The following is a 15,045-nucleotide window of genomic DNA, read 5'->3' on the forward strand; positions in this document are numbered from 1 at the left end:
CCGGGCAAGTAGTTGCCCGGATGTCTTAGTTAAATACTTAGGCCGGCACAGGTAAACCCAAATCGCGCATTCTGGCCAGCTTATATCTGAGTGTTCTGGGACTGATCCCAAGTAACTCAGCAACGTCTTTGCGCTTGCCGTTACAACGGTTCAACGTATCGAGAATAATTTGGTGTTCCTTATCCTGCAGCTCTTCTTTGTAGCTCAGCCCCTCTGCATCCTCGTTCATGTTCACTGTAATCTCGCCAGCCGGCTCAAGAGCACCTGTGGTAAATTCAGCAGGCTCCGTAAGTGACGGTTGTGTTGCGGTTGTGAGCATTGGCGCAAAATTCTCGATAAAAATATCGTCAGCTGCAATGACCGACCCTTGCTGCAAAATAAGCGCCCGCTGAACTACATTATCTAACTCTCTGACGTTACCAGGCCAAGCGTGGCTAAGTAGTTTGTCTTTGGCACAGTGAGACAATACAGGAGTCTCTTTACCGGCTTTATCGCAGTGACGCTGTAACAAGTGCGCTGCAAGTGGGACGATATCTCCGCTGCGCTCTGACAACGGCAACCAGGTCAATGGAAAGACGTTCAATCTGTAATACAAGTCTTCCCGGAAAACACCGTCATTCACGGCTTCTTTAAGATCACGGTTACTGGTTGCCAGAACCCGAACATCCAATTCAATGGTTTTACGACCACCCAGCCGCTCGACTTCTCTTTCCTGCAATACCCTTAACAACTTAGCTTGTAGACCCAAGTCCATCTCAGTGATTTCGTCTAATAATATGGTTCCTTTCTGTGCCTGTTCAAACTTACCTGGGCAAGCTGTAATCGCACCGGTAAAAGCCCCTTTTTCATATCCAAACAGTGTAGCCTCAAGCATATTTTCGGGAATGGCAGCACAGTTAATTGCCACAAATGGCTGATCAGCACGTTCTGAACGGTCATGAATATAACGCGCTAGAACCTCTTTACCAGAACCACTGGGACCCAGCACCATCACACTGGCATCTGAGCGCGCCACTTTTTTGGCAAGTTCAAGTAACTCCAGGCTTTTACTATCTGCCACTACCGGACCATCGGTTTCTTTCGCTTTTTCAGGCATGTAGCGGCTAACCATATTCAGCAATACTTCGGGCGCAAAAGGTTTTGCCATGTAGTCAATCGCCCCAAGGCGCATCGCTTCAACCGCATCGTCTATGGTGGCGTAGGCCGTCATCATCAGTACAGGTAAATCTGGGTAATTTAGCTTCACCGTCCTGAGCAGGTCTAAGCCACTCATAGCGCCCATTTGTACGTCACTGACAAGCAGTGAAAACACTTGTTGTTTTAACAATATCACTGCCTGTTCAGCACTATCCGCCTCGACGCACTCAAACCCCGACATTTCAAGTGTGTCGATAAGTGCTTCGCGCAATCCGGCATCGTCTTCGACAACTAAAATTTTGTTGCTCATACGGCCTCCTGTAATGATGAATGTTCGCTGGTAATAGGCAATAACATGCTAAAACATGCGCCTCCGGTTTCATTATTGCTAACGTCAACCCGACCTTTATGGGAGTGGGCGACAGAATTTACAACGGCTAACCCCAGGCCTGTGCCTTGTGACTTAGTCGTGTAAAAAGGTTCAAATAGTTTGCTTGCCTGACTCAGGTCAACACCTGGGCCATTGTCAGACACACTGATGCGCACAATGTCTGTTCCGGCATCACGCTGGGCGCAAATCTCTATTTGGGCCCCTGCGCCAATGTGTTGCACACTGTTATGGATCAGATTCTGAATAGCGCTTGCCAGTGCCGTTTTATTGCCCAGAATTTCAATATCCGGCTCAGGTAAAGTCACTGTCAATTCGGCTTTGTGCAATGACACCATCGCATCTGCGCCGGCTTTGACCTCACTCAATAGCTGTTGCATCGACACACGTTCAATGACCTGCTGTTCGCCACTTTTTGCGAACAACAGCATATCGTTAACTTGATTTTCAAGGTCTTTTAGGCGCGACATAAGCTTAGTGTGAAATTTATCTCGTGACTGTGCAGGTAGTTTGCTGCTGCCCAGGTTTGCACCATAAAGCATCGCTGCAGACAAAGGTGTACGTACCTGATGGGCCAAAGACGCCACCATTTTGCCCAAAGCACTGAGACGCTGCATATGTGCAACACGGGCCTGAAGGCGTCGCGTTTCTGTCAGATCCGTCATCAGGATCAGTTGACCGGGCTCCGGCGTCAGGGCGGTAATATCAAGTTTGATCAGACGTCCGTCTTTGAGAGACACTTCATGGCCATCATCCTGCTGTGGACAAAAAGAACGCTGGATAATATTAAACCACTTTTCCCCCTCCAGTGGCTCACCCAGCATATCAATGGCTATCTGATTGGCTTTGGCTATCATACCCTGCCCATCTAATACCACCACACCCGCTGGCATGGTATCGACCAGATGACTCAGCCAACTGGCCTGTTGCCGCAAATCGCTCAACTCACCCATATACGCTTCTTGTAATAAGCAAGGGTTGTATTGAGTGGTTGGCACAAATTGTGGATTAATCACTTTTGCTAATGCCATGACGTTGCTCTCATAAATCTAGATACAAAGAAAAAGCAATTGCCATGCCAACTTTAAAATTCAATATATTCAATAAATTAAAATCGTAAGGATGCCTTCAAAAGTTTGACACTGTTTATTTGTACAGCAATTAATAATGCGCTAAACTGACTCTAATCACTGTCAACATTAAGGACAATATCATGACCACACGTTGTCACTGGGTCGATTTAAGCAAGCCTGATTACGTTGCGTATCACGACGAAGAATGGGGAAAGCCGGTACTGAATGACGATAAACTGTTCGAGTTTATTACTCTGGAGTCTGCTCAGGCAGGACTCAGTTGGTATACCATATTAAAAAAACGTGATAACTATCGAGCGGCGTTTCATCAGTTTGAGCCGCACAAAGTTGCAGCAATGACAGAGGACGATGTGACCAGGCTGATGGACAATCCCGGGATCATCCGCAATAAATTGAAGATCCAGGCAACCATTAATAACGCAAAACGATTTATCGAAATTCAACAGGAGTTCGGCAGCTTTGCTTACTATCAGTGGCAATTTGTCCACTTTACTCCAATCATAAACACCATTCACAGTCCCGAAGACTATCAGGCAACCACAGAGATAAGCGCACAATTTGCCAAAGATTTAAAAAAGCGTGGTTTCAAATTTCTTGGGCCCACCACAGTCTATGCGCATATGCAGGCCTGTGGCATGGTCAATGATCATCATGATGACTGTTTTTGCAAGGCACCCATATTAGAGGCAAACAAGACGCTGGATATTAAAGCGCAGCTTAGCAAGCTATGATGTGAGGCGCCTTATCATTTAACCGCAGCCAAGCTCTTTGTGTTTAGCTCACGAACCATAACAAACACATAAGTGTGGCACATCACATTTTAGCCCCCATAAAAAACGGCACCTCCAGGGTGCCGTAATTACGCAATTAGTCACTCTTTCTAATCGCGATTCAGATTGTACTTCTTCATTTTTTCGACCAGGGTTGTACGGCGCACACCGAGGATCTCAGCCGCTCTGGCAACCACATAGTCGTAACGCTCAAGAGCCTGAGTAATAAGACTAATTTCCATCTCAGCCAGATACTCTTTGAGCTCGATACCCTCATCAGGCAGTAACCCCAGGCCCGGTTCCATATTATCCTGATCGAGTGTTTCTTCTTCATCGTCAAAGTCACTGAAGCCATCACTGAACAACTCATTAAAGACGTCTTTTTCAAGCAGCTCTTCCGGATATTCCGGCTCATAGGCTTCCACTTCGATATAACGATACTTACTGGGCAAGTCGGTCACATCGACCACTTTTTCAGGAAACATAATCGCCATGCGTTCCACCAGGTTTGCAAGCTCACGAATATTCCCGGGCCAGCTATGTGCTTTGAGACTGTCAATCGCGCGATCAGTGAACTTCACCGTGCTGCCACCCTGCTCTGCAACACGACGTAATAACTCTTTTAATAGCAAAGGAATATCATCAGCACGTTCTCGCAGAGAGGGGTTTTCAATGGGAAACACATTTAAACGGTAAAACAAATCTTCGCGGAATTTACCTTCTTCAATCATGATTTCCAGATTCCGGTGCGTTGCAGCAATAACCCGTACATCCGCCTGGATAGGCTTAGTACCACCAACACGCTCATAACTGCGTTCCTGCAAGACACGTAACAACTTAACTTGCATTTGCAAAGGCATATCGCCGATTTCATCGAGGAATAATGTACCACCTTGCGCTAATTCAAAACGTCCTTTACGTGCAGAAATAGCACCGGTGAAGGCTCCTTTTTCATGTCCGAATAACTCACTCTCAAGTAACTCTCCGGGAATAGCGCCACAGTTAACAGGCACAAAGGGACCTGTATTGCGGTTGGATAGCAAGTGCACATTTCGCGCAACCACCTCTTTACCGGTTCCGGATTCGCCCAGGATCAGGACATTGGCGTCTGTTTTCGCAACCTGAGATATCAAAAAACGCACTTCTTTGACGGCTTTTGTATCTCCCACCAGGCCGTCAAACGATTTAGCATCATTCAGCTGAGTCGACTTACCCGGCAACATGCGCTGGTATTGCTGACAATCATGCAATAGCTGCATGGTCACTTCCTGACTAAATGGCTCCGTGATAAGACCAATCACGTTTGCCAACGATAGTAGCGGCCTTAGAGTTTCGCCAATCAGCAAAAACGGTACTGCGGGCAAAGATTTGATCAACGCCTCATGATTTAGTTGTGACAGAGCCCCCAAGATAACCACTGGCTCTTGTAGGTTATTCAACAGATCGGCGGAAAATTCCGACTCCGCAATCACCTGTGCTGGCTGTCCAACGAAGCTCAATGCCGCTGCCAGTCCGGCTGCTCTGTTATTATTGTTATCCAGGATCGTAATCATGCCCGCAAGATCCAACTTCTTCGTATATATCAATAGTAATGATTGTAAGTCAGTGACATGGGGATGCAATACCTAAGTGGCAAGTTTTTGACATCAACGCCAAAAAAACGCCGCTGCCTATGCGCCAAATCAATACTTAAGGATTAAAATTTAGAAAAATCAGAGAGGTGTACTTTTATAAGGGACGAGTTGAACGCCTCAGAATAACCTATAACGTCGCAACAATGGCGCTCCGGAACCTGGTACTATTTTAAAAACAGCCGCATGCTGACGACGCTAAGCTCAACGCGTCTGAGGTGCGAAGAAACAATAAAAAAGCCAGCATTAAATTGCCGGCTCTTTTAAAACATTGTACTAACCAATGTTTGACTTACAGCAGCCCGAGCACCGATGAAGCAGACTGGTTTGCCTGTCCGCGCAATGCAATGGACGCCTGAGATAAAATATCGTTGGCCGTTTGTTCGGCAACCGCACTTGCGTAGTCAGTATCCTGAATACGACTCTGACTTTCCGCGATATTGTCTCTTTGTGTTCCCAGGCCACGTATGGTGCTATTGAGTGTGTTTTCAAACGCCCCCAGCTGAGTCCTTTGTGTATTGAGCGCCTCCGACACTTGATCTGCCGCATCAATCGCCGTTTGTGCGCCAGCCTGAGTCGAAATGTCTACACTCAGGATCGGGTTAGCGAAACTGCCATCAGACGCAGTGAAACCTTGCGTTGTATTTGCATCTGGCCCCACCTGGAAGCTTGTCTGATTACCATCAAACAGTGCCTGTCCACCAAACGTTGTATTAGCGAAGGTATCTGAGATCTGCGACTGAAGCTGCGACACTTCGTCTTGCAAAGCTTGCCTGTCACTGTCTGTCAGCGCACCACTGCCAGACTGAAGTGACAACTCTCGGATCCGCGATACAGCATCGTTCACGCCAGACAAGGCAGAATCGGTTGTTTGCGAATAAGAAATACCATCATAAGCATTGCGGATAGACTGGTTGTAGCCTTCCTGCTGAGATGTCAGACGGTTGATTATCTGCAACGCTGCCGCATCATCGGCTGCTGAGTTGACCTTTTTACCACTTGCAAGCTGTTGATTAAGCTTGTTATTGGTTTGATCAACCCGGTTAAAAAAACTAGTGCTTTGAGAATTTATCTGCATAACGCCTCCCCATCAGGTGTTATTACCTCTAAGTCTACCCCTTTGTGTTCAAAAAGTCATCTATTGTCAGAAATTGAATAGCAGTCTATGTATATTTACTGCAAATTATCAATATCTGATATAAAGTATTGAGTAATCGCTTTTTTATCTTTTTAAGGGAATTTTGTTACAGTCATACCTTTTTCTATACTGTAAAGAATTCAATGCACCTTTAGGTGGACTTTTATGTTTGACAATAAGACTATTCTCATCACAGGCGGCACAGGCTCATTTGGTAAAAAGTATGTCAAAACGCTTTTAACCCGATACAAGCCAAAGAAAATTATTGTTTTTTCTCGTGATGAATTAAAGCAGTTTGAGATGCAGCAGATATTCAACGATCCCTGTATGCGCTACTTTATCGGTGACGTCCGAGACAAAAGCCGCCTTTATCGAGCGATGCAAGGTGTAGATTATGTGATCCATGCGGCAGCACTCAAGCAGGTGCCAGCAGCTGAATACAATCCCATGGAATGTATCAAAACCAATATCAATGGGGCTGAAAACGTCATTGAAGCAGCGCTGGACAACAATGTTGAAAAAGTGATCGCCCTGTCAACAGATAAAGCAGCAAACCCAATTAACCTATATGGTGCAACTAAACTGGCTTCTGATAAGCTATTTGTTGCTGCGAATAATATCGCCGGTGGTCATAAGACCTTATTCTCAGTCGTCCGGTACGGCAATGTGGTATGCTCTCGAGGGTCGGTTGTCCCCGTATTTCAGCGTTTTATCGATGAAGGGTGTGACCATATCCCGATTACCCATGCTGACATGACCCGGTTTTGGATTAGTCTCCAGCAAGGTGTCGACTTTGTACTGAAGAATTTTGAACGAATGATGGGGGGTGAGATTTTCGTACCTAAGATACCTTCGATTCGTATTGTTGACCTTGCTACTGCAATGGCACCGCAACTGCCGCATAAGATCGTGGGTATACGCCCTGGAGAAAAATTGCACGAAGTGATGTGTCCCGAAGACCTTTGTTTTGATACCTTTGAATTTAGTGACCATTTTGTAATTGCACCCGGTATCAAATTCAGTAGCCGCAGCAATGATTTCGATACCAATGCCCTAGGCGAGCAAGGCCATGCTGTCGCACCAGACTTTGAGTATAATTCGCTCAGTAATCCAGACTATCTCTCTATAGAAGAAATAAAAGCTTTCAATGCTCAGGCATTAGCTTAATACGCCAGGAGGACAGCATGATCCCTTATGGCAAACAGAACATCGCACAACAGGACATTGACGCAGTCGTCGCGGTGTTGCAGTCTGATTTTTTGACCCAAGGACCGGTTGTACCTCAGTTTGAACAAGCCGTCGCCAGATATTGCCAAGCGCCACATGCCGTGGCAGTAAATAGTGCCACGTCGGCTTTACACGTTGCCTGTATGGCACTCGATGTCACACAAAACAGTTTGGTCTGGACGGTGCCAAATTCTTTTGTTGCCTCGGCAAACTGTGCGCTCTATTGCGGCGCATCCGTCGACTTCGTGGATATCGATGAGACGTCGGGCAACCTGTGTGTACTTGCATTGGCAGAAAAGTTACGGCACGCACAGGAAACCGGCCGCTTACCCGATGTGGTTATCCCCGTACACTTTGCAGGCCAGTCTTGTGACATGGAAGCCATCGCGAAGTTGGCCAGGCAGTATGGTTTTAAAATCATCGAAGATGCATCCCATGCCATCGGGGGACGCTATCAGAGTAATCCTGTCGGCCACTGCGACTATTCGGATATTTGTGTATTCAGCTTCCATCCGGTAAAAATCATTACGTCGGCAGAAGGTGGAATGGCCGTCACACAAAATGAGGCGCTTGCGCAGCGTATGCGCTCATTGCGTAGTCATGGTATTACTGCAGACCCGGCGCTGCTGACCGAGCCAAGTCATGGGCCCTGGTATTATCAACAGCAAGCACTAGGATTCAATTATCGGATGACCGATCTACATGCTGCATTGGGTTTGAGCCAACTAGCGCAGCTTGATCAATTTGTGGCCACGCGTAACAAGTTGGCACAACACTACGACGCTCTGTTTGCGCAGGTGGAAGGCGTAACCCCTTTGGCTCAATCAGATAACCAATACAGCGCCTATCACCTCTATGTCGTCAGAATTGCTGACAGTACCCGGCAATTACATGAGTATCTGGTCACTCAATTGAGAGCCCAAGGGGTCTTTGCTCATGTGCACTATATCCCGATCTATTTGCAGCCTTACTATCAACAACAAGGGTTTAAGGCTGGTTATTGCCCGGCCAGCGAAGCGTACTATCACAGTGCCATCACTCTACCCTTATTTCCGTCTTTAACAGCACCACAGCAACAACAGGTCGTTGACACCCTTAGTCAGCTACTCAGCGACTGGCAACACACTCAAACAGCACTGAAGGAGTAGCAGCCCATGACAACTAAGCCTTTAAACCTTGCCTTTATCGGTGGAGGAACGAACTCGGCCGTTGGCTACGTACATTTTACCGCTGCACAACTAGACAATCGCTTCAAAGTGGTTGCAGGTGCCTTCAGTCGCGATCATAGCGCCAATGAAGCGACCGCACAGCAGTGGGACATTGCCCCTGAGCGTACCTATAGCGACTGGCGCACGCTTATTAAACAAGAAAAAAATCAGGTGGACGCCGTGGTGGTGCTTACGCCCACGCCTCATCACTTAGAGGTGCTAACGGCATTACTGAATGAAAATATTCCAATCATTTGCGAAAAGTCACTGGTCTGTGGTACTTCTGAAACACAAGCATTGGCTACTGTGTATGACCCGGCTAAACATTTCCTGGCTGTAACCTATAACTACAGTGGCTATGCTATGGTTCGTGAACTCAAGCACCTAATTGCTCAGGGAAAGTTAGGTCAGATCCAAAAAATTCACCTGGAGATGCCCCAGGAAGGCTTCAAGCGCCCACCCGATATCGCAGGCAAACCAGCCAAACCTCAGGCATGGCGACTTCAGGACTACCAGGTCCCTACTATCTGCCTTGACTTGGGCGTCCATTTACATCACTTGTCGAGCTATTTACTAGAACGGGAACCCACAGAAACCTGTGCTCAGTTTACCAATCACTCAGACTATCCGGGATTAATTGACGATGTGCAAATGCTCCTAAAATACCCTGACGGGATCCACGGCAGCATGTGGATGTCAAAAACTGCCATCGGCCACCGAAATGGGTTGCAGGTTAGGGTCTATGGTACAACGGGTAGCGCTACCTGGGTACAACTCAACCCAGATGAGTTGCAGCTACAGTTTAGTGATGGCAGACGTGAGATACTGGACCGTGCAGGTCAGTGTCAGTATGCCAACCAGTTCCGGTACAATCGAATGAAACCAGGTCATCCGACCGGATTTGTTGAAGCGTTTGCAAATCTATACACTGACATTCATCAGGCTTTATCTGCATATCAGGCAGGCACAGCCCCTAAGAACGAGTATGTGTTTGGATTCGCTCAGGCTCAGGCAGGTCTGGCGCTGTTTGAAGCAGCAGTCACTTCGAATGAGCAACACAGTTGGTGTCAGGTTTGAGCCTGACACCCGGATCACACTTCTGAAAAACGTGTTTTCACATCATTTCTGAGAACCTTCCCCATCGGCGTTCTTGGTAGCGCACTAATACGTTCAAGTGAACGTGGTTGCTGATAGTCCGTCAGTTCAGACAAACACAACAGCCTTAACTCCCGGCTGATATCCATATCACCCTGTTGCTCATAGACCACTTTGATATACTCACCCAGTTGCCTGTCCGCACAACCAAATGCCACACAATCCACCACTTTAGGATGCTTCCTGAACACTGCCTCAATGTCCTGAGGAAAAATATTGATCCCCCCACTGGAGATGACCTCTTTTTTCCGCCCCACATAATACAAAAACCCGTCACCATCCAGATAACCCAAATCGCCGGTCAGAAAATAGCCCTGCGGATCAAATGCATCCTGAGTTTGCTGAGGCATTTTCAGATAACCGCTGAAGCCGGTTATCGTCTGACACGCAATTTCGCCCACTTCCCCCTCATCCACGGCTTGTCCCTGCTGATCCAGGATCTTAACCTGCACAAACGGCAAAGCCTCACCGACGGCGCCGTTTTTATCTCGTCGTTCACTAACACAAAAATCACTGACCACACCCACTTCAGAAGCACCATAGCACTCGTGAAAACGACAGGGTAACTTGCGCAACAAAGCCTGCTTGGACTCAGCAGACAGCACCGCCGAGGAGGACACCACACAACGCAACGAACTCAAATCAGCCTCTTCGTCACTGCTTAACAAACTCTCTAATTGAGCCGATACCGCAAACAGAAAACTAACTTGATGCGTCTCAATAGCACAGAGCCACTTTGATAACGTAAACTTAGGCAAGATCACACTGGTTGCGCCTAACATCAGGGGCATCAATACCCCCCGCTGGGCAAGTGAGTGATACAGTGGCGTCGCAACCAGCACGACTTCGTCTGGGGTTAACCCGTAGTAATTTATCGTGGCGTCATAGGCACGGCTGATCTTACATTGCTGGCTTAGTACTATCGGTTTGGGCTGACCTGTGGAGCCGGATGTCATGGTTAGTATATAGGGGCCATTGACATCAATCTTTTGCGCTGGTGCACTCACCGACTGCACCACCGACTCCTCTGACATAATGTCGTGCCAGCAGGGCTCATCCGCAACAGGCTGTGACAAACTGATTAAGTTAGTGGGGTCAATGACGGCGTCTGCCAGTAAAGTTCGACCAATAGAAGGCCAAGCGATCACTGCCGCAACCGGCGTTTTCTTTAGCGCCACCGACAACGCATCACCTTTGAGACTGATAGGCAAAGGCACAATGGCCAGGCCCAGGCGGGCCGCCGCCAGCATCACAACCGGATACTCAAGGCCATTCGGAGCAAACAACGCCACCCGTTGACCAGGCCGTAACCCTAAACGATCAAAATGCACGCAAAGCTTCAATACCTGAGCATTCAGCGCCTGATAACTCAAAGTCTGTTGCTCAAACACCAATGCGGTTTTATCTGGCTGAGACTGCACATGCTGTGCAAAAATTTGATAGATATTACTCACAATCTGTCCTCAATGGATATTTGGCAACAAAATTAAAGTCTGCGGGACTGGCATTGGGAAAAAGCAGCCGCGCGGCGTCATGACCGGGCTCATTTTCAGTCAACGCAACAAAGCCGGCGCGCTCGTTCAGCAAGTTGACAAACCGGTTTTGCTTGTTGATCACTGCCACCCAAATTGCATCAGGATAAACCTGAGCCGTGTGTGATAGCTGCCATTGCAAGATCAGTTGCGCATGCACAAAATTCACCTTATCACTGGCTGCAAACCAGCCACCAAACAGATAAGTCTGCCCTGCTATTTCCGCACATTGATGCCAAACATAGAGTAATGGTTCACCGTCTTGCGACAGCACAAATGAGTCACGTGTTTGACGGAACCACCAGCGATAATGATCAACTTTATCAATGCGGTCGGTAATCGTCATACGCCAGGCATTGTCGCTGCGATTACGTGCGTTAAGGTAGCTGTTGATGTGTTTATCTGTCACAGGATACAAGTGTAAGTTATCTGCAAGCGCCCAGCTCACTCCAGGCTCGCTCGAAGCGCTACGCGCCAATGTCAAACCCGATACAGCGTTGCCTAACAGTACAGACGCGATACGTTTAGCCCCCATCCCATCAACAATGACAGAAGCCTCTGCGCACAATTGTTGCACCCGAGTATGTGCACTGAATAACGAGGCGATCAACTCAACCACTTTATGCGTAGCATGTGTCAACAGGTTGGGAATATGGAGATAATGACCCAGCGCTTCCAAATCTGCCTGGGCATTATTCTGATTATCGGCCAGACTAAAACTCAGCGCAGGCGTTTGTGTTGCGGCCAGTTCATATAGGGATGTCCCGAGCGCCCCCACAAACAGGCCACAGCGCTGATAATATTGTGCGAGACTAGTTGCCTGTTCAATTAAAGTCAGCCGTGGTTGTTGTGCTGCCAAAGAGCGCAGTTGTTCAGTGCCTGTCGCTTTAGGTCCAATCACCACTTTTATCGCTGTGGTTTCAAGCCCTTGTGGAGGCGTTTTAAGTAAACGATCTATCCATGCAGCTGGCACATGCCAATCTCCGCCGCCACCCAGCGAAAATAATAGTCCGCCATCACGCGTTTGAGCCGCTGGACAGTGATATTCTGGTGCCAAAATACTGTAATCCGGCCCCAGTAAAGTCTGGCTGTGTGCTGCCAGCTTTCCATCATAACGCACAGCGGTTTGTGATCCCTGCCATTTAGCATCAACCACTAAATCGGCGACGTGCTCCCGGGCTAAGTCATCCATTGCCAACAACGGCACGCCACTTTTCCGGATGCGTGATTCCCAGCGCACATCGAAACCATATCCATCGACCACCCAGCGACTGACCATATCACCTCGATGCGCCAAAATATCCAGTGCAAACTGCGCGTCACTGACCGGATCCGGCTGCTGCGGTACTTCAACCAATACGATATCCATATCTTGATAAAAACGCGCGGGCACCGTGTTTTCGTCCACCAACATTACCACTTGCTGATGTTGCTCAATCAGCGCTTTGGCCAGCCACTTCATGCGCATAAAGTGACCCAGGCCACAGCGCGTATCCACACGAATTGCTATCATGCGAGTGCCACTATGGCATCAACAAAATTACCCACTTGTGCATTGCTTGACTCAAGCAGCAATTCCGGTGGGACAGACAACCCCAAATGCGCTTCAATGTGCATGATCATCGACAATACTTCGAAAGAGTCCAGCACCCCTGCGGCAATAAAGTCGAAGGACTCAAAGTCCGCTTCGCTTACAACCACAGCGCGCGCTTCGAAAAACTCTTTTAACAAAACCACTACGGCTTCACGCTGTATGCTCATAGCATATCTCCCCAGCTCAACTGCATCCCGCGTATCAGCGCCTTATTTACCGTGCGGCCAATCACATCTGGTAACGATTTGGGCATGATCTCGCCGCCACCCGGACGCATCTGTGCCACATGCTCAGCCGTGATTTGCTCACCTGCTTGAATGTCTTTAACGATGTAAACACAGCGGCGTGCTTTGGACGCCTCGCTGGGGTAATGGACCTGCCCCATCGCCATTTCTATTTGCCGCACGCCATGCACCAGGGCTGCTAATTCATCAGGTGTCATTGAGAAAAAGCTGTCAGCGGTATCGTCCTCTTTGCTCATCACAAAGTGCTTTTCAATCATGCAAGCGCCCACCGCCACCGACGCCAATGGAACGTCATTGCCTAGGGTATGATCAGACAAGCCAACAGGACAACCAAAAGCTTCCCGCATGTGCGGAATGGTACGCAGATTTATGCTGTCAGCGGGCGCAGGGTAAGTACTGGTGCACTTCATCAAACATAGCTCTTCAATACCCGCTTCCTCAGCCACCTTTACAGCTTCAGCAATCTCAACCAAAGTCGCTCCCCCCGTCGACATAATCACAGGCTTGTTAGTTGCTGCCACATCGCGGATAAGTTGATGGTCAATCAGTTCTGGTGAGGCAATTTTATAGGCCGGCGCATTCAGCTGAGCCAGCAAATCAACGGCCGTTTTGTCAAAAGGGGATGAGAAGCAGGTAATACCTATTTTTTCAGCCAACTCAAACAGCTCAGCATGAAAGTCCCAGGGCATATAGGCCCCTTTATAAAGGTCATACAAATATTGCCCCTGCCATGGGCCCGTTGCCTCAAAATGCGGCAGTTTACAATCCATAGTCAGGGTGTCTGCTGTGTAGGTTTGCAGCTTAATCGCATTGGCTCCTGCTTCTTTTGCCGCATAAACCAACTCTTTGGCCTTGGTTAAAGATTGGCCATGGTTTGCAGACATTTCTGCAATGATGTAGCAGGGCTGGTCATGGCCAACTTGGTCACCTGCTATGGTAATCTGTTTCTGAAAATTCACTGTACGCCTTCTTGTTTTACGCTGGCATCTCTATCAAGTTAAGCAAAAAGTGCGCCCTTTTTGAAAAAATGAATAAACATTGTCCAAAGTCAATAGGTTCGCGCGCTTCAACGCCACTTTGTCTCTGTCTTTGAGTGTAATCATTTGCTATATTGATCTCAATTACAATGATAACAATGACTTCAATGAATAAAGTTCAGATCATTATTCAGGCAAGAATGACCTCTACTCGTCTACCCAGCAAAGTACTGCTGCCACTGTGTACTAGCACTGTGCTGCAAGTGATGTTGGAGCGACTTCAAGATTTGACGGAAAATGTGATCGTAGCAACGACCGACGATGGCAGCGAACACCCTATCGTCGCTCTGTGTCAACGTCTTGGAGTGAAGTATTTTCGGGGCAGTACGGAAGATGTACTGAGTCGCTACTATCTGGCAGCCCATCAGTTTGGTGCACAAGACAATACCGCCATTGTACGCCTGACCAGTGACTGTCCTCTCATTGATGCTGATTTGGTTCGTCAAGCCATCACTTACTACCACAATCATGACGTAGATATGGTCAGCCTCGGCCCACATAGCGGTTTTCCTCGCGGCCTCGATACCTGTGTATTCGCATTTCGATTGCTGGCGCGCACACACCAGCTCGCAACAAGCGCACCAGACAGAGAGCATGTCACTTTAGGTATGGCAAAGTTCAATACCATGAATAGCCATATCATCAGTGCAGGCGACGACCACAGCCACTATCGGCTGACACTAGACGAGCCGGACGACTACACCGCAATTAAGGCAATATATCAGCAATTGGATAATCGCCTCGACTTTGGTTTCAGCGAGTTGTTAGAAACATTAAAGAATCATCCCCACCTTGCCGATATAAATAAGCACGTTGAACAAAAAACTGTTTAACACAGAGTAGGTCTTTGACACCTGCATTTTAGGCACGATATTTGCGTTAGCATTGT

The 15,045-nt window shown here is 47.9% G+C and carries 13 protein-coding genes; 5 read left to right on the forward strand and 8 right to left on the reverse strand.

Annotated features, from left to right (window positions below):
* Positions 1-37: 37 nt before the first annotated feature.
* Together MHN31_RS18335 and MHN31_RS18340 are read right to left on the reverse strand one after the other, a co-directional pair.
* On the reverse strand, positions 38-1,447 hold the full coding sequence (locus MHN31_RS18335; protein WP_125563828.1) for a sigma-54 dependent transcriptional regulator: 1,410 nt from the start codon (positions 1,445-1,447) through the stop codon (positions 38-40).
* Positions 1,444-2,556 carry an ATP-binding protein gene (locus MHN31_RS18340; RefSeq protein WP_125563829.1) on the reverse strand — a complete coding sequence of 371 codons (1,113 nt, stop codon included), beginning with the start codon at positions 2,554-2,556 and terminating at the stop codon, positions 1,444-1,446. Before MHN31_RS18340 ends, MHN31_RS18335 begins: the two co-directional genes overlap by 4 nt.
* Before the next feature lie 182 nt (positions 2,557-2,738).
* Here MHN31_RS18340 and MHN31_RS18345 point away from each other — a divergent pair, with 182 nt between their 5' ends.
* A complete protein-coding gene (locus tag MHN31_RS18345; RefSeq protein WP_138538167.1) occupies positions 2,739-3,350 on the forward strand; it encodes a DNA-3-methyladenine glycosylase I in 612 nt (203 codons plus the stop codon).
* 149 nt (positions 3,351-3,499) lie between these two features.
* Here MHN31_RS18345 and MHN31_RS18350 read toward each other — a convergent pair whose 3' ends face one another.
* Positions 3,500-4,942 carry a sigma-54 dependent transcriptional regulator gene (locus MHN31_RS18350; protein WP_125563832.1) on the reverse strand — a complete coding sequence of 481 codons (1,443 nt, stop codon included), beginning with the start codon at positions 4,940-4,942 and terminating at the stop codon, positions 3,500-3,502.
* 370 nt (positions 4,943-5,312) lie between these two features.
* Complete coding sequence (locus MHN31_RS18355; protein WP_125563834.1) at positions 5,313-6,098, reverse strand: flagellin; 786 nt, start codon at positions 6,096-6,098, stop codon at positions 5,313-5,315.
* Positions 6,099-6,323: 225 nt separating this feature from the next.
* Here MHN31_RS18355 and pseB point away from each other — a divergent pair, with 225 nt between their 5' ends.
* Genes pseB through MHN31_RS18370 form a run of 3 tightly spaced genes read left to right on the forward strand, consistent with a single transcriptional unit; the run spans position 6,324 to position 9,670 of the window.
* Positions 6,324-7,325, forward strand: a complete 1,002-nt coding sequence (gene pseB / locus MHN31_RS18360; protein WP_125563835.1) for a UDP-N-acetylglucosamine 4,6-dehydratase (inverting) — start codon at positions 6,324-6,326, stop codon at positions 7,323-7,325.
* Between the two features lie 17 nt (positions 7,326-7,342).
* Positions 7,343-8,533 carry a UDP-4-amino-4,6-dideoxy-N-acetyl-beta-L-altrosamine transaminase gene (gene pseC, locus MHN31_RS18365; protein ID WP_239444990.1) on the forward strand — a complete coding sequence of 397 codons (1,191 nt, stop codon included), beginning with the start codon at positions 7,343-7,345 and terminating at the stop codon, positions 8,531-8,533.
* 6 nt (positions 8,534-8,539) lie between these two features.
* Positions 8,540-9,670, forward strand: a complete 1,131-nt coding sequence (locus MHN31_RS18370) for a Gfo/Idh/MocA family oxidoreductase (RefSeq protein ID WP_239444991.1) — start codon at positions 8,540-8,542, stop codon at positions 9,668-9,670.
* A 14-nt stretch (positions 9,671-9,684) separates the two neighbouring features.
* Here MHN31_RS18370 and MHN31_RS18375 read toward each other — a convergent pair whose 3' ends face one another.
* From MHN31_RS18375 to pseI, 4 genes are read right to left on the reverse strand one after another with little or no spacing between them, the layout of a single operon-like run.
* The gene (locus MHN31_RS18375; RefSeq protein ID WP_239444992.1) at positions 9,685-11,202 is read right to left on the reverse strand and encodes a class I adenylate-forming enzyme family protein; all 1,518 of its coding nucleotides are present in this window, start codon (positions 11,200-11,202) and stop codon (positions 9,685-9,687) included.
* Positions 11,195-12,793: a pseudaminic acid biosynthesis protein PseG gene (locus MHN31_RS18380; protein WP_239444993.1), complete on the reverse strand. Its 1,599-nt coding sequence runs from the start codon at positions 12,791-12,793 to the stop codon at positions 11,195-11,197. Before MHN31_RS18380 ends, MHN31_RS18375 begins: the two co-directional genes overlap by 8 nt.
* Complete coding sequence (locus tag MHN31_RS18385; RefSeq protein WP_125563843.1) at positions 12,790-13,041, reverse strand: phosphopantetheine-binding protein; 252 nt, start codon at positions 13,039-13,041, stop codon at positions 12,790-12,792. Before MHN31_RS18385 ends, MHN31_RS18380 begins: the two co-directional genes overlap by 4 nt.
* Positions 13,038-14,078 carry a pseudaminic acid synthase gene (pseI, locus tag MHN31_RS18390; protein WP_239444994.1) on the reverse strand — a complete coding sequence of 347 codons (1,041 nt, stop codon included), beginning with the start codon at positions 14,076-14,078 and terminating at the stop codon, positions 13,038-13,040. Before pseI ends, MHN31_RS18385 begins: the two co-directional genes overlap by 4 nt.
* Before the next feature lie 185 nt (positions 14,079-14,263).
* Between pseI and MHN31_RS18395 the strand changes: the two genes are divergently transcribed.
* Positions 14,264-14,989, forward strand: a complete 726-nt coding sequence (locus MHN31_RS18395) for a glycosyltransferase family protein (protein WP_239445019.1) — start codon at positions 14,264-14,266, stop codon at positions 14,987-14,989.
* The last annotated feature ends 56 nt before the right edge of the window (positions 14,990-15,045 follow it).

Source organism: Pseudoalteromonas sp. McH1-42 (genome assembly GCF_022347845.1).
Lineage (GTDB): Bacteria > Pseudomonadota > Gammaproteobacteria > Enterobacterales > Alteromonadaceae > Pseudoalteromonas > Pseudoalteromonas rubra_D.